This is a genomic window from Oceanospirillum sediminis (assembly GCF_014164585.1).
Classification (GTDB): Bacteria; Pseudomonadota; Gammaproteobacteria; order Pseudomonadales; family Halomonadaceae; genus Oceanospirillum; species Oceanospirillum sediminis.
Window position 1 is genome coordinate 34,020 of the sequence record NZ_JACJFM010000011.1, and the last position, 23,885, is coordinate 57,904.

The 23,885-nt window shown below is 47.3% G+C and carries 23 protein-coding genes; 17 read left to right on the plus strand and 6 right to left on the minus strand.

Annotation, left to right across the window (positions count from 1 at the left end; all coding sequences use genetic code 11):
• Positions 1-167 precede the first annotated feature (167 nt).
• A complete protein-coding gene (gene nhaD, locus H4O21_RS10330; protein ID WP_182808790.1) occupies positions 168-1,496 on the plus strand; it encodes a sodium:proton antiporter NhaD in 1,329 nt (442 codons plus the stop codon).
• 298 nt (positions 1,497-1,794) lie between these two features.
• Positions 1,795-2,754 carry a patatin-like phospholipase family protein gene (locus H4O21_RS10335; protein ID WP_368737540.1) on the plus strand — a complete coding sequence of 320 codons (960 nt, stop codon included), beginning with the start codon at positions 1,795-1,797 and terminating at the stop codon, positions 2,752-2,754.
• 131 nt (positions 2,755-2,885) lie between these two features.
• On the opposite strand, the gene rsuA is transcribed toward H4O21_RS10335, so the two are convergent.
• Together rsuA and H4O21_RS10345 are read right to left on the minus strand one after the other, a co-directional pair.
• Positions 2,886-3,596, minus strand: coding sequence for a 16S rRNA pseudouridine(516) synthase RsuA (rsuA, locus tag H4O21_RS10340; protein ID WP_182808791.1), 711 nt, complete (start codon positions 3,594-3,596; stop codon positions 2,886-2,888).
• Between the two features lie 133 nt (positions 3,597-3,729).
• The gene (locus H4O21_RS10345; protein ID WP_182808792.1) at positions 3,730-4,671 is read right to left on the minus strand and encodes a D-2-hydroxyacid dehydrogenase; all 942 of its coding nucleotides are present in this window, start codon (positions 4,669-4,671) and stop codon (positions 3,730-3,732) included.
• Positions 4,672-4,914: 243 nt separating this feature from the next.
• Here H4O21_RS10345 and H4O21_RS26285 point away from each other — a divergent pair, with 243 nt between their 5' ends.
• The 5 genes from H4O21_RS26285 to H4O21_RS10370 all read left to right on the plus strand — a co-directional run bounded on the left by H4O21_RS26285 (position 4,915) and on the right by H4O21_RS10370 (position 9,010).
• Positions 4,915-5,940 carry a D-alanyl-D-alanine carboxypeptidase family protein gene (locus H4O21_RS26285; protein WP_182808793.1) on the plus strand — a complete coding sequence of 342 codons (1,026 nt, stop codon included), beginning with the start codon at positions 4,915-4,917 and terminating at the stop codon, positions 5,938-5,940.
• A gap of 227 nt (positions 5,941-6,167) precedes the next feature.
• Entirely contained in the window at positions 6,168-7,193 is a 1,026-nt protein-coding gene (locus H4O21_RS10355; RefSeq protein ID WP_182808794.1) for an NAD(P)H-dependent glycerol-3-phosphate dehydrogenase, read from the plus strand.
• A 68-nt stretch (positions 7,194-7,261) separates the two neighbouring features.
• Entirely contained in the window at positions 7,262-7,591 is a 330-nt protein-coding gene (locus H4O21_RS10360) for a DUF4389 domain-containing protein (RefSeq protein ID WP_182808795.1), read from the plus strand.
• Positions 7,592-7,607: 16 nt separating this feature from the next.
• The gene (locus tag H4O21_RS10365; RefSeq protein ID WP_182808796.1) at positions 7,608-8,078 is read left to right on the plus strand and encodes a SixA phosphatase family protein; all 471 of its coding nucleotides are present in this window, start codon (positions 7,608-7,610) and stop codon (positions 8,076-8,078) included.
• Between the two features lie 5 nt (positions 8,079-8,083).
• Positions 8,084-9,010, plus strand: a complete 927-nt coding sequence (locus H4O21_RS10370) for an alpha/beta hydrolase (RefSeq protein WP_182808797.1) — start codon at positions 8,084-8,086, stop codon at positions 9,008-9,010.
• 110 nt (positions 9,011-9,120) lie between these two features.
• On the opposite strand, the gene H4O21_RS10375 is transcribed toward H4O21_RS10370, so the two are convergent.
• Complete coding sequence (locus H4O21_RS10375) at positions 9,121-10,077, minus strand: AEC family transporter (protein WP_182808798.1); 957 nt, start codon at positions 10,075-10,077, stop codon at positions 9,121-9,123.
• A complete protein-coding gene (locus H4O21_RS25890; RefSeq protein WP_255487250.1) occupies positions 10,077-10,211 on the minus strand; it encodes a hypothetical protein in 135 nt (44 codons plus the stop codon). Before H4O21_RS25890 ends, H4O21_RS10375 begins: the two co-directional genes overlap by 1 nt.
• 170 nt (positions 10,212-10,381) lie before the next feature.
• On the opposite strand from H4O21_RS25890, the gene H4O21_RS10380 reads away from it, so the two are divergent.
• The 3 genes from H4O21_RS10380 to H4O21_RS10390 all read left to right on the plus strand — a co-directional run bounded on the left by H4O21_RS10380 (position 10,382) and on the right by H4O21_RS10390 (position 13,173).
• Positions 10,382-11,230: an alpha/beta hydrolase gene (locus H4O21_RS10380; RefSeq protein WP_182808799.1), complete on the plus strand. Its 849-nt coding sequence runs from the start codon at positions 10,382-10,384 to the stop codon at positions 11,228-11,230.
• A complete protein-coding gene (locus H4O21_RS10385) occupies positions 11,188-12,066 on the plus strand; it encodes an alpha/beta fold hydrolase (protein ID WP_182808800.1) in 879 nt (292 codons plus the stop codon). The genes H4O21_RS10380 and H4O21_RS10385 overlap by 43 nt, the downstream gene beginning before the upstream one ends.
• 72 nt (positions 12,067-12,138) lie before the next feature.
• The gene (locus tag H4O21_RS10390) at positions 12,139-13,173 is read left to right on the plus strand and encodes a DUF4892 domain-containing protein (protein WP_182808801.1); all 1,035 of its coding nucleotides are present in this window, start codon (positions 12,139-12,141) and stop codon (positions 13,171-13,173) included.
• Between the two features lie 170 nt (positions 13,174-13,343).
• Here H4O21_RS10390 and H4O21_RS10395 read toward each other — a convergent pair whose 3' ends face one another.
• Entirely contained in the window at positions 13,344-13,913 is a 570-nt protein-coding gene (locus H4O21_RS10395) for a Smr/MutS family protein (protein ID WP_182808802.1), read from the minus strand.
• Between the two features lie 157 nt (positions 13,914-14,070).
• Between H4O21_RS10395 and prmB the strand changes: the two genes are divergently transcribed.
• The 7 genes from prmB to H4O21_RS10430 all read left to right on the plus strand — a co-directional run bounded on the left by prmB (position 14,071) and on the right by H4O21_RS10430 (position 22,862).
• Positions 14,071-14,997: a 50S ribosomal protein L3 N(5)-glutamine methyltransferase gene (gene prmB / locus H4O21_RS10400; RefSeq protein ID WP_368737541.1), complete on the plus strand. Its 927-nt coding sequence runs from the start codon at positions 14,071-14,073 to the stop codon at positions 14,995-14,997.
• A gap of 87 nt (positions 14,998-15,084) precedes the next feature.
• Positions 15,085-16,185 (plus strand): chorismate synthase, encoded by a 1,101-nt coding sequence (gene aroC / locus H4O21_RS10405; RefSeq protein WP_182808803.1) that lies wholly within the window; start codon positions 15,085-15,087, stop codon positions 16,183-16,185.
• A 61-nt stretch (positions 16,186-16,246) separates the two neighbouring features.
• Positions 16,247-17,416, plus strand: a complete 1,170-nt coding sequence (locus H4O21_RS10410; protein WP_182808804.1) for an MFS transporter — start codon at positions 16,247-16,249, stop codon at positions 17,414-17,416.
• A 111-nt stretch (positions 17,417-17,527) separates the two neighbouring features.
• Positions 17,528-17,773, plus strand: coding sequence for a DUF6489 family protein (locus H4O21_RS10415; protein ID WP_182808805.1), 246 nt, complete (start codon positions 17,528-17,530; stop codon positions 17,771-17,773).
• 255 nt (positions 17,774-18,028) lie between these two features.
• Complete coding sequence (locus H4O21_RS10420) at positions 18,029-18,421, plus strand: phasin family protein (RefSeq protein ID WP_182808806.1); 393 nt, start codon at positions 18,029-18,031, stop codon at positions 18,419-18,421.
• A gap of 132 nt (positions 18,422-18,553) precedes the next feature.
• The gene (gene phaC / locus H4O21_RS10425; protein ID WP_182808807.1) at positions 18,554-20,395 is read left to right on the plus strand and encodes a class I poly(R)-hydroxyalkanoic acid synthase; all 1,842 of its coding nucleotides are present in this window, start codon (positions 18,554-18,556) and stop codon (positions 20,393-20,395) included.
• A gap of 130 nt (positions 20,396-20,525) precedes the next feature.
• Positions 20,526-22,862 carry a sensor domain-containing diguanylate cyclase gene (locus H4O21_RS10430; RefSeq protein ID WP_182808808.1) on the plus strand — a complete coding sequence of 779 codons (2,337 nt, stop codon included), beginning with the start codon at positions 20,526-20,528 and terminating at the stop codon, positions 22,860-22,862.
• A gap of 54 nt (positions 22,863-22,916) precedes the next feature.
• On the opposite strand, the gene H4O21_RS10435 is transcribed toward H4O21_RS10430, so the two are convergent.
• Complete coding sequence (locus H4O21_RS10435) at positions 22,917-23,804, minus strand: LysR family transcriptional regulator (RefSeq protein WP_182808809.1); 888 nt, start codon at positions 23,802-23,804, stop codon at positions 22,917-22,919.
• Positions 23,805-23,885: the final 81 nt, after the last annotated feature.

Consider the following 23,885-nt stretch of genomic DNA (forward strand, 5'->3'; position numbering starts at 1 on the left):
TAGGATAATAGCTGTATGAAAACTATGAGAACGTCGTGCATCTGCTGATACATGGGCAGGTTTTGATGTTTTTTTCACATGTATTGTGGTTGTTTTCCCGGCAGTTGCGGATCAGATTATGCTGTTAAGTGGCTGATACCTTATTTTAAATATCTGCAGGATGAATCATGACAGAAATTCTTCATATCGTTTTAACCAGTTTAGCCATACTGGCGCTGCTGGGAGTGGTTCTTGAAGAGGTTATTCATGTTAATAAAGCTAAGGTGACTTTGTTCCTGGGAACTCTGGCCTGGTTGTTATTATTTATTTTTCCGGAAGGGGCTGGTTTTTCTTTATCCGATGCTGTCCAGGTGCCCATTATGAATGGGCAGGATACCGAAATGGTAAACCCGGCACTGGTTCATATCGAACATGGATTGTCAGAGAGTATCTCTGAAATTGCCGAACTCTGGTTGTTCCTGGTAGCAGCTATGACATTTGTCGCCTATCTGAATAAAAAAGGGCTGATTCAGAATCTGATTTATCTGTTTTTACCGGGTCATATTTCAGAGCGGCGGTTACTGGTACTGACCGGATTATTCTGTTTTGTCTTCTCCTCTATTGCTGACAACATTACTGCAACTCTGGTATCCGCAGCGTTAATACTGTCTTTGAATCTGGAGCAGAAGAAAACATTGCGTTTTGCAGCATTGGTGGTATTCGCGGTGAACTCTGGTGGGGTTGCACTGATTACGGGAGATGTCACGACGCTGATGATTTTTCTGTCAGGCCATGTCAGCGTATTGCAGCTGTTGCTTCTGTCCTTACCTGCGTTAACGGGTGTCATCATACTGACTCTGATGCTGGCGCGCGGGTTAAACGGTCAGGTGGTGATTGAAAAGCAGATGACACCTATTCGTCGGGTTGATCTGATTATTGGCGTGATCTTCCTGAGCACCATCATGCTGACCATTATTTTCAATGCCTTGTTCCGAATTCCTCCGATGCTGACGTTCCTCAGTGGCTTGTCTGTTATGTTCCTGGTGGCCCGTTTCTTTGATGATGATAATGAGCAGGACCCGATTCTGGATTATATCCGGGTCATTGAATTTGAAACTCTGCTGTTTTTCCTCGGTATCCTGTTACTGGTTGGAATGCTGAAAGAAATTGGTGTGCTGGATAGCCTGGTCAGTTTGTATCAGATGTTGCCGGTCTGGATGGCCAATTATCTGATGGGGGTTTTATCCGCCGGTATTGATAATGTTCCACTGACCGCCGCTGTACTGAAATCGGGTATTGATATGACCACCCGCGAATGGATGCAACTGACCTATGCTGTAGGTGTTGGAGGTTCTTTGCTGGTCATTGGCTCTGCTGCGGGTATTGTGATGATGAGTAAAATCAGTGAGCTGACATTCGGATGTTATATCCGTTTTATCCTGCCTTTACTGCTTGCCTATACCGCAGGTTATGGTGCTACCTGGCTGATGGGGCTCTGGCTGTTTGATTCGCTGTAATAAACGCTTCATTAAATAGCTGAAACAGTTTTTTGTAGCAATGGTCGTATTCTCCAGTCCGACAGTGGCTGGAGAGTATAGAAATATCTCTGTTCAGACCAATCGTATGTTTTTGCTATAGAGGGTTGCTTTAACTGTTGAATGGTCGACATTATCCTGCCTGACACTCCGCTTACTCAGCCTCTGCCTTTAATGATTCTCTGATCTGCAACTGCTTGTTGTTACTATAAAATTACCGGACAATGGGGCTATTGCGGCTTGGGTAAGGCCGGCTTGAGGGTGTTTCAGGAGAAAAAAGGTGGAAAACGCGCATATCGATAATAAAAAACGCGTATCTCTTGTGCTGGGCAGTGGTGGTGCCAGAGGCTTAACGCATATTGGTGTCATTCGCTGGCTTGAAGAGAATCATATGGAGATCGCCTCTGTTTCCGGCAGCTCAGTGGGGGCTCTGGTGGGGGGGATCTATGCAGCAGGCAAACTGGATGAGTTTGAGCAGTGGGTCCGGGCGATTACCCGGACTGATATGGTTAATCTGATGGATATTGCCTGGGATCGTTCTGGTTTGATTAAGGGCGACAAAATTATTAATACCCTGATCGGGCTGGTCGGCGAACAGCATATTGAAGATCTGCCGGTGTCTTTTACTGCCGTAGCCTGCGATATCAAATCGGAACGAGAAGTCTGGCTGAACAGGGGACGCTTGTTTGATGCGATTCGGGCTTCAATCTCTTTGCCGATGTTCTTTACACCATTTAAGTGGCATGGCAGAACCCTGATTGACGGTGGAGTACTGAATCCTGTACCTATTGCCCCGACGTTTGGTGATCGTACAGACATTACTATTGCTGTTAACCTGGGTGGGGCGATGAGTGCGTCAGAGCTGGAACATTCAGGATTTCAGCCTGGTAGTATTCTTGTGCCTGAACCAGCCTCGCAGGCTCTGCATGAGAAGATCACCCGCTATTTCAGAGTGATGGGAAAGCGTTCAGCCGGAAAGAGTGAGCGGGACTGGTCAGCGTATGAGGTTGCTAACCAGGCTTTTGATGCGATGCAAAGCACTATAGCGCGGCAGAAGCTAGCGGCTTATCCACCGGATCTGGTAATTGAAGTTCCAAAAAATGCCTGTGGTACCCTGGAATTTGATCGGGCTGATGAGATGATCCAGATGGGTTACAGAAAAGCTGATAAAGCACTAGCGTCACTGAGGGTCAGTAGTCCCCATCCTGTTGTGATTCCTGGTAGTCATGAGATTTATTGAATGCCGTAATACGTGAGCTTTATCCGGGATAATAATTTTTCAGCAAAGCGGGTTACCTTATGCTGTCCAACCCGCTCTGAATGTGCAGATACAGATGGCTATTCACCTTTGTTCCATCAGAACAATGGCTGTTAACCTTTGTCCCACACAGAAGCAACTTCGTCTTCTGTCAGTTCTCGCCATTCCCCTTCACACAAATCGTCATCCAGAGCAATATCGCCAATCTGCTCCCGGTGCAGGGCTTCAACTTTATTGCCTAGTGCTGCAAACATGCGTTTAACCTGGTGGTATTTACCTTCGGTAATGGTGATCAGCACTTCAGTATCATTCGTTTCCGGTACCCGTGCCAGCTGAGCCGGGCGGGTCGGCTCATCTTCTCCATGCAGCATAATACCTTCTGCCAGCAGGCTTTCAGCATTCTGTTGCAGAGGTTCTGCCAGCCAGACGTAATAGGTTTTAGGGCATAGTTTCTTTGGTGATGTGATCTGGTGAGACCATTGACCATCATCTGTAATCAGTACCAGACCTGTCGTATCCACATCCAGGCGGCCTGCGATATGCAACCCTCGGGTATTGGCCACATCCAGGCAGTTAATCACCGACGGATATTCTTCATCGATTGTTGAGCACACCGTATCAGCCGGTTTATTCAGCATCAGATAACGTTTGCGCACCTGCCTCAGTATCTGGTCATTCAGCTCGATTTCATCATCATCACTGACTTTATAACCGGGATCTCTGATTGGCTGACCGTTACACAGGACTTTATCCTGGCGCATAACGCGTTTGGCTTCGGCGCGGGATACACCTGTATGGTGGCAGATAAACTTATCTAAACGCATTAATGGTTCTCATCTTGACGAAATGGCGCGCTATTGTAGCGATAGCCAGACATGATAGCTATCGGGTTTGTTTGTGGCAGGCTTTTCAGTGGGGATGAAAAGCCTGCCAGCAATACAACTATAAGAGTAAATGTCAGGCGTTTTTAAGTCTTATAACCGCCTGTTTTGCCTGATTAACAATATTCTGCCGGGCTGCCTGTGTGATCCAGGCATTGTGAGGCGTCACGATCAGATTAAGATCATCCTGTAATGCATCCAGCAGGATGTTACCGTTGCGGGGAGGCTCTTCGGTCAGCACATCAGTGGCATAGCCTGAAATGCTGCCTGCGCGCAGGGCCTGTAATATATCGGTTTCATTGACAATGCCGCCACGGGCACAATTAATCACCATCAGGCCCGGGCGGGCTTTTTTCAGGCGTTCCTTGTCCAGCAGGTTAAGTGTTTGTGGTGTCAGAGGACAGTGTAACGACAGAAAGTCCGCATCTGGCAGCAAAGCGTCCAGAGAAGGACGACTATCCTGTTCTTCAGAACCTGGTCTGGCTGAAAAGCTGACTTTCATATCAAAGGCTTCTGCTAGTTGAGCGACTTTGCTGCCTAAAACACCTGACCCGGTAATGACCAGATGTTTCCCTGCTAATTCAATCACCGGGTGGTCCATCAGGCAGAAAAATGGGCTGTTATTCCAGGCGCCGTTATGAACCGATTTACTGTATCGAGCCTGTTGAGTCGCCAGCATCAGCATTAACATCAGGGTATGCTGTGCCACGCTGTTTGTGCCATAGGCAATAGCATTGCTGACGATAATATTTTGCTCTGCGGCTGCATTCAGATCGATGTTGTTCATACCGGTTGCCAGTACGCAGATCAGTTTCAGATCTGATGTTGCTGTCAGGGTCTCACGGGTAATTGGTACTTTATTACTGAAAACAATATCTGCAGTTGCTATTCGTTCTGTGACCTGATCCGGACTGGTCTGATCATAAATAATCAGTTGATCTAATTCAGCCTGCAGGCCTGAAAAATCAATATCTTCTCCCAGACTGTCTGCGTCCAGAAGTACACCTTTTAAAGCCATATAGTGACTCCGGTTAACAAATTGTTTCTGTAATATTTAACAGGATAAGTGCTATAAAGCGCTATTATTTACAATAGCTTCCACGACTGCCAGCCTGAATAATTTAACATATATGTATATTATTTGTTTTTTAGGTTGCCGGTTGAAAGTTGCATTTAGTAAGATTCGCTATATTTTAAAAGTAAGGGGGCTGGGGTATATGTTCTACTCTGGTCAGTACATAACAGGATACGGGAAGCCATCGTGGATCGCAGAAGCATTCTGAAAGCATTTTCAATCAGTGGGTTTGTTGCCCTGGGTACAGGCTCAGTGATGAGACAGCTGTTACTGAGTAAAGAACAGGGGATTGCTGCGGTTCCTGTAAAACCGCTTCCTCCTGTGGTGACTGATTCCGGGCCTGCGGTACTGCCAGATATGCCGCAGAAGCTGGCAGAAATTGTTGAAGAAAGTTCTGCTGCTACCGACTTTCATGAGGTTGATGCACCTCAGAAACTGGAGCAGCAGGTGGCTGATCTTAAAGCCGAAATAGAAGTGGCTGAGACTGACCCTCATGTAAAAGATTACATGCAGAAGATCCGCTACTTTGAAGGGGTTTTTGAAGACGATTATCTGATCCCACCAGAAGAGTTTAAGATGGTGCAATCCACGCTTAAACATATGGGACGGGTTCAGCGTACGATCGGTCATGGTAACTTTAATCTGATCAGTTTTGATCAGATGATTAAGTATGGTCGTAATTTCTCTCAGGTTGGTGAATTCACTAAAGTGGAACTGGAATATCTGGAGCAGCTGTTTTTTGCAGATGCTAACCAGTACGGGTTCTTTGGTGAAAAAGTGATGCCAGGTCTGACTGATAAAATTCCATCCCGGGAATTACTTAAAATCCCAAAAACCGGCCATTACCTGTTTAAAGGCAAATCGCTGGCGCTTTATGAAAAGCTACGTAAAGACGTCGGGGAAGATATTTTCCTGACTTCAGGTATCCGCAGTACTGTAAAACAGATGTATCTGTTTATGTCAAAAGTGGTTCAGGCCGAAGGCAATATGTCTAAAGCGTCCCGCTCACTGGCACCACCCGGATATTCCTATCATGCGGTAGGTGATTTTGATGTGGGTAAAATCGGTTTTGGTTATAAAAACTTTACTGAAGATTTTGCCCAGACGGATGTTTATAAACGCCTACAGGACTTAGGCTATATTTCTATCCGTTATACTGATGATAACCGCTTTGGCGTACGCTACGAACCCTGGCATATTCAGGTGGTATAATCTGGTTTTATTTCAGATAAAGGGGCATGATCTTTGGTCATGCCCCTTTTTTATGGTGTTCAGAACCTGTCGCCTTACTCTCAGGCAGAACATCTTTATACCAAAGATGTTGCTTCTGATTGCCAGAAATCAAAAGAGCTTAATGTGAATTGATCAGCAGATGAAGGTGGTTTAGGTTAAAATAGCGGCTCTTCTACAAGGATATGCATTAAAAAAATTAAAAGCTTATGACAGATAAATTGGCAGTTACAGTACTGGGTGGCGGTAGTTTTGGTACGGCTCTGGCCAGTATTGCCGCAGATAACGGCTATACCGTCACTCAGTGGCTCAGAGATGACACTCTGGCTGATGAAATTAATGAAAAGAAGCGAAATAGCCGTTATCTGCCGGACTATGTCATTAACGACAAGGTTCAGGCAACAACGGATGTTTTATCTGCTGTTAGTCGTGCAGATGTTATTTTTGTGGCAATTCCCAGTAAGGCTTTTGCCCGGGTGGTGGAGCAGGCTCATCAGGGGTTAAGGCCCGACCAGGTTATGATCAGTACAGCAAAAGGCATTCAGGAAGATGGCTTTTTGCTGATGTCAGAAATTCTTAAACGCCACACGCCAAGTCAGCATGTCGGGGTGCTGAGCGGACCTAATCTGGCCAAAGAAATTGCACAGAAGCAGATGACCGCGACGGTCGTAGCCAGTGATGATGCGCTAACCCGTGAAACCATACAGGATATTCTGGGCTGCAGTTATTTCAGAGTTTATGCCAGCAATGATCTGTACGGTGTTGAACTGGGTGGCGCTCTGAAAAACATCTATGCGATTGCTTCAGGTATGGCGTCTGCCCTGGGGGTGGGTGAAAATACTAAAAGTATGCTGATTACCCGGAGTCTGGCAGAAATGAGTCGCTTTGCTGTGGCGATGGGGGCTAACCCCATGACATTTCTGGGATTGTCCGGCGTTGGTGATCTGATCGTTACCTGTTCTTCCCCTTTAAGCCGGAATTACCGGGTAGGATTTGCAATCGGGCAGGGTAAAACCCTGGATGAGGCGGTTGATAGCCTGGGACAGGTGGCTGAAGGGGTGAATACAATACGTCTGGTGAGAAATAAGTCTCAGGAAATGGGAGTATATATGCCTCTGGCCTCCGGGTTGTATGAGGTGTTATTTAATCAACAGCCTGTGCAGAAGGTGATTCATGGTTTGATGACCGCTGAGCAGAGTACTGATGTTGAATTTGTTCTGCCTCGTCAGGTCTGATACAACAGAGTTTCTGATTTACTTCGACATTGTTTGACTGTTCTGATGCCAGATAAGGAGTTTAACCTGTGGTGCAGAAGAAGAAACCCGGTATTGCCAGTGAAACATTCTGGTTACGTATTCTGTTTATGCTGTTCTTTGTAGTTGCATATCAGGTTGTTGAACTGCTGATCCTTTTGACAGCGCTTATTCAGCTGGTTTTTGTCGCCATTAATGGTGATAAAAATCTGTTTCTGCAACAATCAGGCGCGGCTTTGAGTGATTATGCTCAACAGATTTTTCGATTTCTGACGTGGAACCAGGATGAAAAACCTTTCCCGTTTTCCCCCTGGCCTGAAGGGGCTGCTGCTGAGGCAGATCCTTATCTGCCAGATGAATCTGAAAAACAGGATCGTTAATTTCAGGAGCCGGATATTGAAACTGATTATTTGTCGTCATGGCGAAGCAGGGGCATCTTTTAAGGACTTTGAGCGTTGTCTGACGGATCAGGGGATCAAGGATGCCTGCCGTATTGGTCAGGTCTTTAAATCTGAACTGGACGGCGCCACGGCCTATGTCAGCCCCTATGCCAGAACACAACAGACACTGCTGCAGATATCTGAGCATGCTGATCTTGCGGATGTGCGAACACAGCATAGAATTACTCCGGACGGCAACCCAGCCAGGGTGGTTGACTGGCTGTCCAGTCTGCCAGAGAGTGAATTTCCTGTGCTGTTGGTCAGTCATCAGCCTCTGGTCGGGCTATTAATCAGTTTATTGTCGGACGGAAATTACCTGGGCTATTATCCTATGGCCCCTGCTTCTGTGACTGTGCTGGAATCCGATGTCTGGGCTGCAGGCCTGGCTCAGGTTGTCTCACAGACCCATGCTTATGAACTGGATTAAATCTTTTGCGTACCTTTTACTCTGAACCTTTTTGTTCCCTTAATATAATGCAGCCTGTTCAGCAGGCTATGGGTTTCTGGCAGCGCCAGGGGCTAAGTCAGTATTGTCGGCTGGTCAGAGAACAGCTCGAAAATGCTATGTTGCGTTCATCCCGCCCTCACGGGCTGATTATCAGGGAGCAGAATGCTAATGGCGTCAAAGCTGAGATGTTGTACTGGGAGCAGGATGCTCCCCGACGCTATGTGTTATACCTGCATGGTGGTGGATATGTGCTGGGCTCCATTGATACTCATCGTGAACTGGCGGCTCAGATTGCCAGAGTAGCAGATGCCAGAGTGCTGGTTATTGATTATCGTCTGGCACCTGAAGGCCCTTTCCCTGCCGGGCTGAATGATACCGAACAGGCTTATCGCTGGTTGCTGGAGATTGGTGTTCCACCGGAACAGATTGCTCTGGCCGGAGATTCAGCTGGCGGTGGTCTGGCCCTGGCCTTATTGCAACGGCTTAGGGGTAAAGGGCTCCCTATGCCCGCAGCCGGAGTATTTCTGTCACCCTGGGTTGATTTGACCTGTACCACCCCTAGTCTGGACACTAATGCTGCAACAGATCTGTTACTGAATAAGCCTCAGATGCAGAGCTTTGCCCGGGTATATGCGGGCAATCAACCACTGGCCAGTCCGGGTGTGTCACCTTTATTCGGTGATTTTGAGGGGCTGCCTCCTTGCCTGATTCAGGTCAGCAGGCAGGAGCTGTTACTGGATGATGCCGTGCGCCTGAATGAGACAATGGAAAAAGCGGGAGTGATCTGCAAACTGAGTAAATGGAGTCAGATGCCCCATGCCTGGCAACTTCTGCATCGTTATCTTTTTCAGGCGGATGAAGCTTTAAAAGAGATTGGAGAGTTTTTGCAGCAGAGAGTTAAGGCCGACTGATTCTTGCCGACGAGTATTGAGGGACCGTTTTAATTATGAGTGACTCAGCCAGCACTCCAGCGTAAATATACTCATCTTCTCCGGCCACTGGCCGGAGAAGCTTTACAAGGTTAGACCAGTCCCTGCCAGTGAAGCAGGAAAACGCCCAGCGTGATGGTCAGCGTTGAGGCTGCGGTGGTCAGAGCAACGATATTGGCTGCCAGCTTATCATTCCCTCCCATCGCTTTTACCATCACAAAGCTACCTGCTGCAGTTGGACTGGCGAAATAAAGGAACAGAATACCCAATGTCTGTCCTGTCCAGCCCAGGGCGATTGCTCCCAGAGTCATAATGACAGGCAGGATAAGAAGTTTCATCAGAGTTGCGCTCCACGACGCCAGAGATGAAGCTCTTAGTGCTTTCAGGCTCAGAGAGGCGCCAATGCACAAAAGTGCCAGAGGCAGAGTGACACCTGAAAAATACTCGCCTGTTTTCAGTACCACGGCTGGCAGCTCAATCTTGAGCAGCGAAACAGGGATGGCGGCGACCACGGACAAAATCAGAGGGTTTTTCAGGATTTCTTTCAATACCGGTTTCCATCCGGCATCAGCCCGGCCGGGTAAGGACATGCTCAGAGCAATAACCGACAGAATATTATAAATAATGATCAGGCTGCCCAGTAGAATAGAGGCCAGGGGCATCCCGGGTGCGCCAAATTGATTGGCAACCAGTGCCATGCCAATAACGCCCTGGTTTCCTCGGAAACTGCCTTGTATAAAGACACCGTGATCGGTCTTGTCCTGAATAATTTTCCGGGCCATCCATATCAGGAAAAAAAAGCTGATCAGAGTGGCAGTGCAGGCGTAAATAATCACACCAGGGTCCAGGCTTTCTCGCAGATCTGTTTTACTGATATTCAGAAACACCAGTGTTGGCAGGGTGACTCTGAACACCAGAGCTGATGCAACTTTAACGAAATGTTCATCCAGCCAGTTAATCCGGCGAAAAATGATACCCAGAAAGACAATAATGAAGACGGGAGCCGTCACATGTAAGGTGGCGCTCAGAGAGTGAAGAAAATTATCCATTACTGATTCGTAATCTGCCAGGCTGCAAAAGCGATTGCCACAATGACGGTCAGAAAGAAAGACAGATTGCGCTTACGACGAGATTCTGGCGAGCGACTGGGGCGATTCGCTTTATTATCCTGTTCAGTATTCATAGTTCACTCCGGGTAACGGATTCAGGGTTTTAGATCAGAGGTGGGCACTCTACTGCCAGAATCTTTTTGCTGCAAGCTGATTAATTATTTCACGGTGTGGATTTTTTGTGCTCTTTTTTTTGTATGGCTTAACGGGCAAAATTCAAACTAACGTTTGCCTGGAGATGTTTATGACTACGATTCATTTTGCCCATGCTAATGGTTTTCCTATGGGGAGTTATCGGGTCATGCTGTCCCGTCTGGCTGAGTCTTTTGATCTTCAGGGTATTTCTCATATTGGACATGATGAACGCTGGCCGGTTGATCAGAACTGGGATGCACTGGTCGATGAGCAGCTGAATATGATTCATCAGTGTTCTGAACCGGTATGGGGCGTCGGTCATTCCCTGGGTGGTGTACTGTTGTATCGAGCGGCTTTAAAAGCGCCAGGTTACTTTAAGGGGCTGATTCTGCTGGACCCGCCACTTTATATCAGCGGCCTGCGGCCCTGGCTGCTCAAGCTGGCCAAGCGTACCGGAAAGATTGATATTGTAACCCCTGCCAGACAGAGTCGAAGGAGGAAATCCCGTTGGTCAGATCGTCAGGCTGTGTTTGATTACCTGATAAGCCGGAAACTGTTTGCTGATTTTGATGAGCGTTGCTTATGGGATTACATTGATCATGCGACCGATAAGGTGCCTGTATCCGGAGAGTATCGGCTGAACTTCATGCCGGAAGTCGAATATGAGATTTTCTGTAATCTGGCAGATAACCTGTGGAATACCGGCAGTAAAATTAAACCATCTGTAACGGTTGTGACCAGCCGTCATGCATCTGTTATCCATAAAGCGGGTATCAGAGGAATCCGGCAGGCAGGTTTGAACTGGCAGGAAACTGATGGCGGGCATCTGTTTCCGCTGGAGTATCCTGAGTCGACAGCCGATATGATTCAGTCCATGATTAATTCATTTACTAATGGATCAGATGGTGGAAAAGTATGTATGACCCAATCCCGTTCAAAATTGAACTCGATTATGTAACTTTTTCCGGATGGCGCTGGGGTAAAGGCAACGGCCAGACAGTCATTGCTCTGCATGGCTGGCTCGATAACTGTGCCAGTTTTGCCCGTATTGCTCCCGGGCTGGCGGCAGAGTGTGATCTGGATATCTGGGCGCTTGATCTTGCCGGGCATGGTCATAGCGGCTTTCGTCCACAGGGCAGCTATTATCATATCTGGGATAATGTACTGGATCTGGCGCTGTTGATGGATGCTCAGGGCTGGGAATCGATTGATCTGCTGGGGCATTCGATGGGAGCTGCGGTTGCAACGCTGATGGCAGGCGCTATGCCTGATCGTGTGGGCCGGGTTGCTTTGCTGGAAGGTATCGGGCCTGTTGCAACGGCGGCAGAAGATGCACCTTCTCAGCTGGCTCAGGCCGCCGGTAAATATCAGCTGCTGGGCTATAAAACGCCTTCCTTGTATGCGTCGGTTGAAGACGCTGCCGAAGCGCGAATGAAAGGAGTAGGAGAGATTAGCTACGAAGCGGCCTTACCGTTGGCAAAGCGGGGTGTTAAGGCCTCTGATGATGGGTACCTGTGGCGTTATGATGCGCGCTTGAGAATTCCTTCTCCTGTTCGTTTGACGGAAGATCAGATTAATCACTTCTGTGCCGCCATTGACGCGCCGGTCTGTCTGATAACAGCAGAGCATGGTTTTCTGATTGATCGGGAAAATACCCGGACCCGCTCGGCTCACGTCAAAGATCTGATCTGCCATTGTCTGCCTGGTAATCACCACTTCCACCTGGAGCCTGACTCCTGTACTGAAGTATTGCATGAGCTGGTGTCATTCTGGAATGGGTTGGAAACAGAGTAAGAGCTTTCATACAGAAGCGAATTTTCTGGTGATTTACCGGTCAAATCGATAACTGTCTGAGGGAGGGTAATTATGCTTGCAGATTTTTTTGCTGGGAAAGTAGCGTTATCGGGGAATTTTTGTATTGGAAAAGGACAAAAAGCAAGGGCAAAGCCGGATACAGAAAATCTGTCCGTTTATTCGGAGCAAAGATCAGAGGCGTTATTGGCTCGCTCTACTGTCTGCATGATGATTGCGATAGCTCTGTTTGTTGTCCTGTTCTGGAAAGCCTCTGCGGCATCAGCTGCAGAGTGGCTGGCAGAATATCCCAGAGCGAGTCAGGAGATGAATAAGCAGGAAGAGCTGCCTGAATACCGAATGGCAATGGGGCGCATTCAGAATAAAAATTCAGGCTCTGAGCCTGAGTACTGGCTTAATCTTTCCGCAGGTCATCTGTCACGACATCTGTACCGTATCCGCTCAACGAAGGATACTGCAGATATTTCCCGTTATTATCAGCAGCAACTGCAGGTGGCTGGTGCGCGAATATTGTTTGAATGCCAGGGCAGAGAGTGTGGTAGTAGCACCGACTGGGCCAATCGTGTATTCCGGGTTTCAACATTATATGGTGTGGATCGTAAGCAGCACTATTTTCTGGCTGCCAGGGAAGATAATGGCCAGACTCATGTGGCCGCTATCTATGTTACCGAACGGGGCACCGGCCGTATCTATGCTTATGAAGAGCATTTTCTCTTAAAATCCGGTCAGCTCAGTTTGCCAGGAGAAGAGCAAACCCTGTTTCAGCAGTTAGAGCAGCAGGGATGGATTACGCTGCCGGTATCCCCGGATGGTCGTTTTGAGGAGGGGGCTTTTGGCGATTTACAGGTGCTGGTCGGATCTTTACCGGAACAAAAGCGTTACTGGTTGGTCGCCCACCGCTTCGGGCAGGATTCCGATGCTGCTTTGCTGAATAAATCGACTCAGGCTGCGCAGAATCTGTTGTCTCAGCTCAGAGCAATGGGGCTGGCTGAAGACCGTATTGAAATCAAAGGGATGGGGCGTCTGGCTCCGACAACAGAGTCATTAAGATATGGTGGCAGGATAGAGTTAATTGAAAAAAGGAACTGATAGATACCTGATGTTTTCAGTTATTTTCCCGTCAGTGGCTGGAAAATAGCGCAATGTTTGCTGGAAAATATTTGTTCAGTTGTTTCTGCTCAGGTTAGCTTTCGCTATTTTGTCGATGCCATTCAGATCAGATAATCAGAGCTGAATGGCACCGGCTTGGCGACCTGATCTCAGATATCATTTTTTGTCTTCAACAGGACGTACACGGCACCCGTACCACCATCAGCGGGAAGACATGAATGAAATGCAATGACATCTGACATCTGTCTCAGCCACACATTAACATAGGATTTCAGCTCAGCGCGCCCACTGCCCTGAGTCCAGGACTTACCATGGACGACAACAACACAGCGAAAGCGCCTTGCCCTGCAATCCTGTATAAAAGCGTATAACTCTGCTCTGGCCTCTTCCACGGATTGTCCATGAAGATCCAGACCTTCCTGCCATTGATATTCTCCCTTTTTCAGGCTCTGGAATGTCCTGATTGGCAGGTCCGGTATCATAAAGCTCAGGATATCGCTGGGTTTCATATCAGGGATATTGCCTTCAGTCAGATTGTCGACGACAAACTTTTCATCAGCCTGAGTAGCGGCTTCCCGCTTGAGCCGGGTATTGATATCTTTCTTCTTAGGTTTCAGAACAACCTTGTTACTTTCTATGGGTTTGACACCTTGCATGGCTTGCTGAAACAGCGCCATATCATCCATTTCTGTGTCATCAGCAGGATTGTATTTACTCATGATCGGGCTCATTAACAGGATGGGGCAACCTTACCAGAAGAAAAACGGGACGCAAGTCTGGTTTATAGCGCAGGATGGCTGGGTTAAACTTAGCAGATAATGTCATGCAGTGTTCTGTTTGCGCTGCGTTTTATCAGGTTATCCGGAGACGATTACTGTGCCTCAAAGTAAAGCCCTGGCTGAAGTCGCCCAGCAGTTACATACCATTAAAGATTATATTCGCTGGACCTATTCTCAGTTTAACCATCATAAGCTGTTTTTCGGGCATGGCACTGATAACGCCTGGGACGAAGCGGTTCATCTGGTTCTGGGCAGTCTGCACCTTCCCTGGGATTTTGAACCCGCTATGCTGGATGCCAGAGTGACTCATGACGAAGCGATTGTTATTCTGAGTCATGTTGAAAAACGTTGTATCGATCGTGTTCCTCTGGCCTATCTGTTAGAAGAAGCCTGGTTTGCTGGTCTGCCATTTCATGTGGATCATCGGGTTCTGGTACCCAGATCACCCATTGCTGAGCTGATTGAGAAGCAGTTTGAACCCTGGTTACCACAAGAACCCGGACGTATTCTGGACCTGTGCACGGGTAGTGGTTGTATTGGTATTGCATCAGCTTATGCTTTCCCTTATGCCCGTGTTGACCTGGCTGATATTTCTGAGCAGGCACTGAGTGTAGCTCAGGAAAATGTGGCAAGGCATCATCTGGATGATCAGGTCATTATTTATCAGTCTGATCTGTTTGAGGATCTGCCTCGTGATGGTTATGACCTGATTCTTTCTAATCCACCCTATGTTGATGCTGAGGATCTGTCGGCTATGCCGGAAGAATATCAGCATGAGCCACCTCTGGGGCTGGGGTCGGGTGATGATGGCCTGGATATTACGCGTCGTATTCTCAGGGATGCTCCTGATTATATGAATGAGCATGGTGTTCTGATCTGTGAGGTCGGCAATAGTGAATTTGCTTTGCAGGAAGCCTATCCGGATGTACCTTTTATGTGGCTGGACTTTGAGAATGGCGGGCAGGGCGTATTTATGCTGACCCGTGAACAGTTACTGCAATACGGTGAACTGTTTGATGACTGACTCCCGTATTCAGGGACCAGCTTTTGTTAAATAAGAGATAAAAAAGCAGGGGTTGTAAATAGCTCCTGTGCATGCAAGAGAGAGATTATGTCTGGCAATACATTCGGGAAATTATTTACGGTCACGACGTTTGGTGAGAGTCATGGCCCTGCTTTAGGTGCAATTATTGATGGCTGTCCGCCAGGTATGGATATTTCAGAAGCGGATTTACAGGTAGATCTGGATCGGAGGAAACCTGGCACATCCCGTCATACCACTCAGCGTCGAGAGCCTGATCAGGTACGTATTCTGTCCGGAGTATTTGAAGGTAAAACGACAGGGACAGCGATAGGTCTGCTGATCGAAAATACAGATCAGCGTTCTAAGGATTACTCTAATATTGCTCAGCAATACCGACCAGCGCATGCGGACTACAGCTGGAATCAGAAGTATGGTTTCAGAGACTATCGCGGTGGTGGTCGTTCTTCTGCCCGTGAAACGGCCATGCGTGTTGCAGCTGGAGCTGTCGCAAAGAAATATCTGAAAGATCGCCTGGGTATTGATGTGCGTGGCTATTTGTCTCAGCTGGGGCCTGTTAAAGTGGAAAAAGTGGATTGGGATCTGATTGATACGAATCCTTTCTTCTGTCCTGACGCAGATAAGATTTCTGAGATGGAAAGCTATATGGATGCCCTGCGTAAAGAGGGTAACTCCATTGGTGCCAGAGTGACTGTGGTTGCGCGTCATGTACCGCCGGGGCTGGGAGAACCAATTTTTGATCGCCTGGATGCGGAGCTGGCTCATGCGCTGATGAGTATTAATGCGGTGAAAGGTGTTGAGATTGGTGCCGGTTTTGACTCGATTGAGCAAAAAGGTACCGAGCACCGGGATGAGATTACGCCGGAAGGTTTCCTGTCTAATAATGCAGGGGGGATCTTAGGAGGTGTGTCTACCGGTCAGGATATTGTTGCTCATATCGCCCTGAAACCAACGTCCAGCCTGCACCTGCCGGGCCAGAGTGTTAATGTGGCAGGAGAGCCGGTAGAGGTTGTGACCAAAGGTCGTCACGATCCATGTGTGGGTATTCGTGCGACACCGATTGCTGAGGCTATGATGGCTATTACCCTGCTGGATCATTATCTGAGACACAGAGCTCAGTGTGGTGATGTAGAGATGCCGACGCCGGTGATTCCTGCATCTGCAGAATAAATACTTTTCCTGGAAATGCCCTGTTGATACTCAGGGCATTTTTTCAGAGTATTCTCTTTCTATGACGACGTCTTACTGGTCACTGTCATCTGTTTATTTTTTCTATTTTGCTGTTCTGGGGGCAATAAGTCCCTATTGGAGTGTGTACTTACAATCCTCGGGTTTTGATGCTGAAGAGATCGGTAGTCTGATGGCTATTTTTATTGCCACTAAGCTGCTGGCGCCTAACGTGTGGAGTTACATTGCGGACCGGTCTGGAAAGTATTATCAGGTGATGTTATTTGGTGCTGTACTGACACCTGTTGCATTTACTCTGGTCTGGCTCCTGCAGGGGTTCTGGGGCATGGTGATGGCTATGGTGGCTTTCAGCTTTTTCTGGAATGCCATATTACCGCAATACGAAGTCATTACTCTGAGTGCAATTAAAGGGCGTGAAGAAGAATACAGTAAGATCCGTTTATGGGGCTCCGTCGGCTTTATCATTACCGTCGCCGGGCTGGGCTGGTGGCTGGATTTTTCACCAGTCAGCACTTTGCCTGTTGCGATTCTGATCATCATGCTGATGATGGCTGTTGTGAGTGGGACGTTATCTGTACCGAATAAGAGTCATCGGCTGGTTGATTCGACAGGCTCTGTATCTTTTTTTCGGTTGTTACGCCAGCCTCGTGTACTCTGCTTTTTTCTGGCTGTCATGCTGATGCAGATGTCTCACGGTCCGTATTACACCTTTTTTTCCATTTTTATGGAGCAGCATGGGTATAGCCGGACTGCTACAGGTTTTTTATGGGCGCTGGGTGTGCTGGCTGAAGTGTTGCTCTTCCTGATAATGCATCGTTTGCTCAGGGCTTACAGGGCAGAAGTCCTGCTGTTGATCAGCCTGGTGCTGGGTAGTATACGCTGGCTCGCTACAGGGCTGTTTCCGGATAGCCTGATGGTTATTTTGCTGGCCCAGTGCCTGCATGCGGCTACATTCGGCTGTTTTCATGCTACTTGTATTGCTCTGGTGCATAATCTTTTTCCAGGAAAATATGCTGGTCAGGGGCAGGCGCTTTATAGCAGTATAGGGTTTGGTATTGGCGGGGCCATAGGAGCGTGGGGTAGTGGGTTGATTTGGCAGCACTTTTCACCTGTTACCTGTTTTCTTTTTGCTAGTGTTACTGTTGGTATCGCCGCACTATTTGTCGCGTTTACACTTAGCAGGCACCGCCGTTTCTGGGCTGCAGAATGGTGACTGGATAGTCTTTTCTGGTCGCGTATAATCCTATTGTGCAGTTGCAAAAAAGTGCTACTAAGAGTTACATTTGTTTCCATAAGTGGCTGAAGCCACATAAAGGAGAGTTCTATGAAAGTGAACATCGAAGTGGATATGACCCCAGAGGAGTTTCGTAAGGCTATGGGGTTGCCCGATGTACAGAAGTTCCAGGAAGAACTGATGACCAGAATTCGCCAGCAGATGGAAGAAGGGGTTGATGGTTATGATCCGCTTTCACTGATGAAGCCTTTTATCAGCCAGAGTTTTGACTCTGTTGATACGTATCAGAAGCTGATGATGCAAATGCTGAACAGCTATACACAACAGCAGAAGTAAGCTTGAATAATAACGGAATGCATATAAAGATAAGGAAGCGACAAGGATAGCCGGTTATGGACTCTGTGCAGGAAGCAGTTCCGACCGGTAGCAGGAAGTTAGCTGAGTTAACTGTTTGCCACACCAGATGTACACCGAATCAGAGTATTCTGGTGCATTGCAATATGATTGACAAGACTACGTCATCATTTTGACATTTGGCAGAAGATACAATCACTTAAGTCGATAATCTACGAACGTTTTAGGGAATTCACCATGCAAGATAAAATCATGAACGCCTTTGCTGATCAGACTAAAAACATGTATGCACCAATGCGTAAACTGAATACGCTGATGGTCGAAAACATGGAAAAAATGACGGACTTCCAGATTGAAGCTATGAAGTCTTACAGCAAAATGGGTGTTAACCAGCTGAAAAATGCAGCTGAAGTAAAAGATGCTGATTCAGTACGTGACTTTACTGCATCTCAGGCTGAGCTGATGAGCACTCTGAGCAAGAAGGTTCTGGAAGACGCAAAAAGCATGGCTGATATGACCATGGAATTTAAACAGGAAGTAGAAAAGATTGTTGAAGAAGCTCGTGCTGGCGCTGAGCCTGAAGCAAAAGCAGAGAAACGCCCTGCTCGCTCGACCACTTCTGCATCTTAATATGCTGATGTAAAAAAGGCTGCTGCTGAATAGCAGCCTTTTTTATGCGCGTTACTTTTCTTTTTACTGTTCAATGCTTGTCGAAAGACACCAGGGATATCCGAGGCCAAATGCCAGGAGTGAGGTACGCTCATGAGCGAACAGACTACCGCTACCGATTCCATGAATTTTTTTTACGATCCTGCTGAGCTGGCAGATATCGTGTCAAAAGCCAATACTCAGTATCAGCAGCTGATTGAGCAGCTGATGACTCGTCAGGGTATGAGTGATCCATCTTTATCCATTCTGTTTGATGTTTCTGAGTCTCTGCAAAAAATGGCAGAGCAGGTAGCTGTAAACCCTATGGTGGTTTATGAAGAGCAGATGAATCTGTGGAAAAGCCAGATTCAGCTATGGCAGAACGTAACTCGCCAGTTGCTGGGTGAGACCGTCGAACCGGTTATTGAACCGGCAAAAGATGATCGTCGTTTTACCGATGCAGAGTGGGCTGAAAACGCATTGTTTGATTTTATCAAGCAGTCCTATCTGTTGTTTGCTCGTAGTATTTTTAATACCGTCCATAATATTGAAGGTATGAGTGATCAGACTCGCCAGACTCTGGACTTCCATACCCGTCAGTTTGTTAATGCTATGAGCCCGAGCAATTTCGTGGCAACTAACCCTGAAGTACTGCGCCGTACTGTAGAAACTAAAGGCCGCAACCTGATTCAGGGGATGGAGCAGCTGGTATCTGATCTGAAATCCAGCCGCGACGGTCTGAGTGTATCCATGACGGATAAGTCAGCGTTCAAACTGGGAGAGAATGTTGCCAGTACACCAGGTGATGTGGTTTTTCAGAATGATCTGATGCAGTTGATCCAGTACAAACCGAGTACGGATAAAGTTTTTAAAACTCCGTTGCTGATTGTTCCGCCATGGATTAATAAGTACTACATTCTTGATCTTCGTCCGGCTAACTCTATGGTTAAATGGCTGGTTGATCAGGGACATACCGTTTTCATTATTTCCTGGGTCAACCCAGGGCCATCCCTGCGTGATAAGGGATTTGAAGATTATATGCTGGAAGGTCCGCTGGCTGCGATTGATGCTATTGAGCAGGCCACTAATCAGAAAGAAGTGAATGTTATTTCTTACTGCATTGGTGGTACATTGACCGCATCAACTCTGGCATATATGGCTGCGAAGAATGATAAGCGTGTTAAGTCGGCAACCTACATGGCAACGCTGCAGGACTTTACAGATCCGGGTGAGATTGGTGTATTCCTGAACGAATCTACCTATAAAGGAATTGAGAAGCAGCTGGATCGTGATGGTTATCTGGATGGTCGTGCCATGTCGTTCAGCTTTAATCTGCTGCGTGAGAATGATCTGTTCTGGTCGTTCTTTATTAATAATTACCTGAAAGGTGAGCGCCCGGCGGCATTTGATCTGTTGTACTGGAATACCGACAGTACTAATATGCCAGCAGCGATGCATAAGTTCTATCTGCGCAATATGTACCTGGAGAATAATCTGATTCAGGGCAAAGTTGAGCTGAATGGCACTAAGATTGATCTGTCTAAGATCGAAACGCCAGTGTATTTTGTTTCGACAATTCAGGATCATATTGCTAAATGGACATCAACCTATAGCGGTGCTCAGGCACACTCAGGTCCGGTTAAATTTGTTCTGGCAGGCTCCGGGCATATTGCTGGCGTGGTTAACCCGCCGACTAAAGAGAAATATGGTTACTGGACTAATGATAATCTGCCGGATACTCCTGATGCCTGGTTTGCGGGCGCTGAAAAGCATGCCGGATCATGGTGGCCTAACTGGCAGGAGTGGGTAACGGCTAATGCCTACGCTGATACTGGAAGTAAGGTTGCAGCGCGGGTGCCTGGCAAAGGTAAGCTGAAAGTGATCGAAGCGGCTCCGGGTAGTTTTGCCTCTAAAAAAATTGTAGATGTTCTGAAAGAAGAGGCTGTTGCTGACTAATTCGGAATATCAATATAATGCTTTGATTAAAGGCCCGCTGCTATAGTGGGCTTTTTTTTGTCTGTAATGATACTATTGATACTAATGTCTGTTTTTATGCGCTGTTGTTGTATCGGAATAATGTCTGGCTATGGAAGATAAGTTTTTTGTAGGTGCAAATAAGGGGCTGAATATTGTTCTGTCTCTTGTGATGCTGGCTCTGCTGCTGTATGTGTCATTGTTGTACAGTGAGCAGGTTGCACGACAGGAGCAGTATGAAAAAAACGATCTTTTCCAGCGGGTGGCTGCTCAGGCTTCAGATTTATTGCGTGAGAAAGTTAAGCCCTTCCCGGTTTTACTAAGATCGGCGCGTGGTGTGGTGCTGGGGCATGAGGATATTTCGCCAGCCAACTGGAGCCGCTTTATTAATTCAATGGGGCTGGACTATCAATCTCTCGGGATTATCGGGCTAACGTATACTGAAAGTGTATTTGATTTTCAGCTACTGGAATACCTGCAAAAAAGAGGGCAGCGATTCAATAATTTTCGAATTTTCCCAGAAGGTGTCAGGGAAGAGTATATGGTTGTGCTTTATCTGGCTCCGGAAGCTTTGTCGGAAAGAATTCGGGGGTTTGATATCTCGGTTGAAGAGCGCCGCAGAGAGGCTGCGCTGAATGCACGGGAAACCGGTAAGTTGACAATGACACGGCCAATTTCTCTGCTGCCTACGGAAGCTCATTCTCTTGATTACCTACTATTGCTGCCTGTATATGGTGATGGCTGGCGACCTGATATGTCGTTGCGAGAAGAGAGAGCGGGACAGTTTAAAGGCTGGACGACCCTGGGATTTTCTATGAGTCGTCTGGCGGCAGAAGTGATTAAAGAGATAGATAAAGGGCTGAGGCTGCAGTTGTTTGATGCCCGGACAGGAGATAAACCGATATTCGATTCCAGTCCTGCTGCTGTTGATAGTGAAATTGATAGTTCCGGGTATCAGTTGAATGCTGTGCTTAGTCTGGGAGGACAGGCGCTGACAGTACGGATTACTCCTTTGCCTGGCAGTGTGCTTGCTGATGTGTTGCCGGATTATGACAGGGCGTCTTTGATATCGGGTAGTGTCATTAGTCTTCTGGTCAGTGTTGTTCTTTTTTTGTTGTTGAGCAGCCGCTTTACGGCAGTGCGTATGGCATCCAGTCTTCTGGAGCAATTTGCTGAAAGTGAAACTCGTTATAAAGCGTTATTTGAACTTTCGCCAGAGGCGGTAATTATCCACCGGAAAGGAAGAATTCTGTTGGTTAATAAGGCTGCACTTAAGTTGTTAAAGGCGAAATCTCCGGGGTTATTGATTGGTCGTCATGTTATGGATTATGTGCATGATGAATCCAAAGAGATTGTTCTTGAGCGAATGTCTGGTTCTGGTGATGAAGTGATGCCTTTTGTTGAAGAGCGCCTGTTGCGTTGCGATGGTACTGATTTTCTGGCAGAAGTTTCCGGGGCTTTTATCCAGTTTGAGGGCGAGCCTGCTGTGCAAATTATGTTCCGTGATATTTCCGGTGAGCAGGAAACGCGCTTTGAGGCCCAGCTATCCCGGGCAGTATTTCGTCATTCCCACGAGCCTATGATGGTAACAGACGCTGATGGTGTCATCTCACTGGTTAATCCTGCATTTACAGAGGTTACAGGTTTTGATGCTGATGATGTGCAGGGTGAAAATGCTTCAGTGCTTTCCTCTGGTTATCATGATGACCAGTTTTATGAGCAGATGTGGCAGCATCTGCAGAAAGAGGGTGAATGGGAAGGAGAAATGACTAATCGCCGCAAGGATGGCAAAATTTATATACAAAGGGCGCATATCTCTGCTATCAGAGGGTTGCATGGCGATATTACGCAGTTTATATGCGTAATGAGTGATATCACTGAGCAGAAAAAAGAGCTGGAGAATATCCGTTTCCAGGCGATGCATGATCCTCTGACCCGATTGCCTAACAGAGTGTTGTTTACTTCTGAGGTTCGCAAGGCTGTAGCATCATCGGATGATCATCAGAGTCATTTTGCGGTGCTTTTTATGGACCTGGATGGGTTTAAACCCGTTAATGACACCTATGGGCATCTGCTTGGAGATAAATTGCTGATCGCGCTTGCCAGAAAGTTGTCTGGTGCTGTTAAGCAACAGGATCTGATTGCTCGTGTGGGGGGAGATGAGTTTCTGGTTTTGCTGAAAGATATTGAGGATGATCAGCAGGCGCTTGCTGTTGCTGAGCGTCTGATTGCTCTGATTTGTGAGCCTATTGTGCTTGATGGCCATGAGTTACATTTAGGTGCCAGTATTGGTATTGCTGTTTACCCTGAGTATGCACGGGATGAGCTGACATTGATTGATAAGGCTGATAAGGCTATGTATCAGGTTAAACGTTCAGGCAAAGGTCGGGCTTTGTTGGCGGATAAGGCTTCTGATTTGCCGGTAGAGAGCTTATCTGTTTTACAATAATCTTCTTTATTATTCTGGTTCTGATATCCGAAGCTGTCTTTCTGTTTACTGCTTTTACGGGGATGGTCTGGCATCGCTATGTTGTTCCAGTAACTGGATGAGTTTAAGGCCGGCATTCGATAGTGTTCTTTCTTTGTGATACAGATAGCCCAATGGTCGGGTCAGACTGACCTCTTCCAGGGGAATGATCGCCATAGTTTCATCCAGCAGGGTTTCTGGCAGCAGGCTCCAGCCCAGTCCAATAGACACCATCATTTTCAGGGTTTCCATATAGTTAGTTGACAGTGCTACCTGTAGCTGAAGTCCTCTTCTGGCGAAAGCACTTTCGACAATGCCTCGGGTAAACGTCTGGAAGCCCGGAAGTACTGCATCGTATTGTGTGAGTTGTTCCAGGCTGATTTCGTCCGCATTGGCCAGAGGGTGGTCTCTGGAAGCGACAAGCTGAAGCTTGTCTGTCCAGACCGGAACAACCGTCAGATTGGCGTTATTCTGCGGTGATAAGGTGACCACAGCCAGTTCCAGTTCACCGTGTAATATACCTTCATAGGCCTGCTCCGAGTCCAGAAATCGCATATCCAGTTTGACCATAGGAAAGTTTGAAGTAAATGCTTTCAGCACTGGTGGAAGTCTGTGTAGTCCTATGTGGTGACTGGTTCCCAGCACCAGGGTGCCGGATATGTCTCCGCTCATGTTGCTAAGTAATCTGCGGGTGTCTTCCAGCTCTATCAGAACTTTTCTGGCTCTGGGCATCAGGGCTTGCCCGCTTTCAGTCAGGTGCGTCTGGCGGCCTATTCGGTCAAACAGGCGACAATTTAGCTGCGACTCCAGGTTGGCAATGCGTTTGGATATCGCAGGCTGAGTCAGATGCAAGGCTTCTGCTGCACGGGAGAATGAGCCTGTTTCTGCGACAGTAATAAAAGCCTGTAATGCCTGCGTGTCCATTGTAATCCCGTTTATCTGTCAAGTATTTTGCTATAACTCAATGGAATCTAATTCATAAAAAATATGAATTTGTTTTATCGT

Coding starts and splice junctions, on each gene's coding strand:
- H4O21_RS10355 (WP_182808794.1), top strand. CDS start 6,168: ATGACAGATAAATTGGCAGTTACAGTACTGGGTGGCGGTAGTTTTGGT.
- H4O21_RS10415 (WP_182808805.1), top strand. CDS start 17,528: ATGAAAGTGAACATCGAAGTGGATATGACCCCAGAGGAGTTTCGTAAG.
- H4O21_RS10395 (WP_182808802.1), bottom strand. CDS start 13,913: ATGAGTAAATACAATCCTGCTGATGACACAGAAATGGATGATATGGCG.
- H4O21_RS25890 (WP_255487250.1), bottom strand. CDS start 10,211: ATGAATACTGAACAGGATAATAAAGCGAATCGCCCCAGTCGCTCGCCA.
- H4O21_RS10410 (WP_182808804.1), top strand. CDS start 16,247: ATGACGACGTCTTACTGGTCACTGTCATCTGTTTATTTTTTCTATTTT.
- H4O21_RS10420 (WP_182808806.1), top strand. CDS start 18,029: ATGCAAGATAAAATCATGAACGCCTTTGCTGATCAGACTAAAAACATG.
- H4O21_RS10435 (WP_182808809.1), bottom strand. CDS start 23,804: ATGGACACGCAGGCATTACAGGCTTTTATTACTGTCGCAGAAACAGGC.
- nhaD (WP_182808790.1), top strand. CDS start 168: ATGACAGAAATTCTTCATATCGTTTTAACCAGTTTAGCCATACTGGCG.
- H4O21_RS10380 (WP_182808799.1), top strand. CDS start 10,382: ATGACTACGATTCATTTTGCCCATGCTAATGGTTTTCCTATGGGGAGT.
- H4O21_RS10345 (WP_182808792.1), bottom strand. CDS start 4,671: ATGGCTTTAAAAGGTGTACTTCTGGACGCAGACAGTCTGGGAGAAGAT.
- rsuA (WP_182808791.1), bottom strand. CDS start 3,596: ATGCGTTTAGATAAGTTTATCTGCCACCATACAGGTGTATCCCGCGCC.
- H4O21_RS10385 (WP_182808800.1), top strand. CDS start 11,188: ATGTATGACCCAATCCCGTTCAAAATTGAACTCGATTATGTAACTTTT.
- phaC (WP_182808807.1), top strand. CDS start 18,554: ATGAGCGAACAGACTACCGCTACCGATTCCATGAATTTTTTTTACGAT.
- H4O21_RS10390 (WP_182808801.1), top strand. CDS start 12,139: ATGCTTGCAGATTTTTTTGCTGGGAAAGTAGCGTTATCGGGGAATTTT.
- H4O21_RS10375 (WP_182808798.1), bottom strand. CDS start 10,077: ATGGATAATTTTCTTCACTCTCTGAGCGCCACCTTACATGTGACGGCT.
- H4O21_RS10430 (WP_182808808.1), top strand. CDS start 20,526: ATGGAAGATAAGTTTTTTGTAGGTGCAAATAAGGGGCTGAATATTGTT.
- aroC (WP_182808803.1), top strand. CDS start 15,085: ATGTCTGGCAATACATTCGGGAAATTATTTACGGTCACGACGTTTGGT.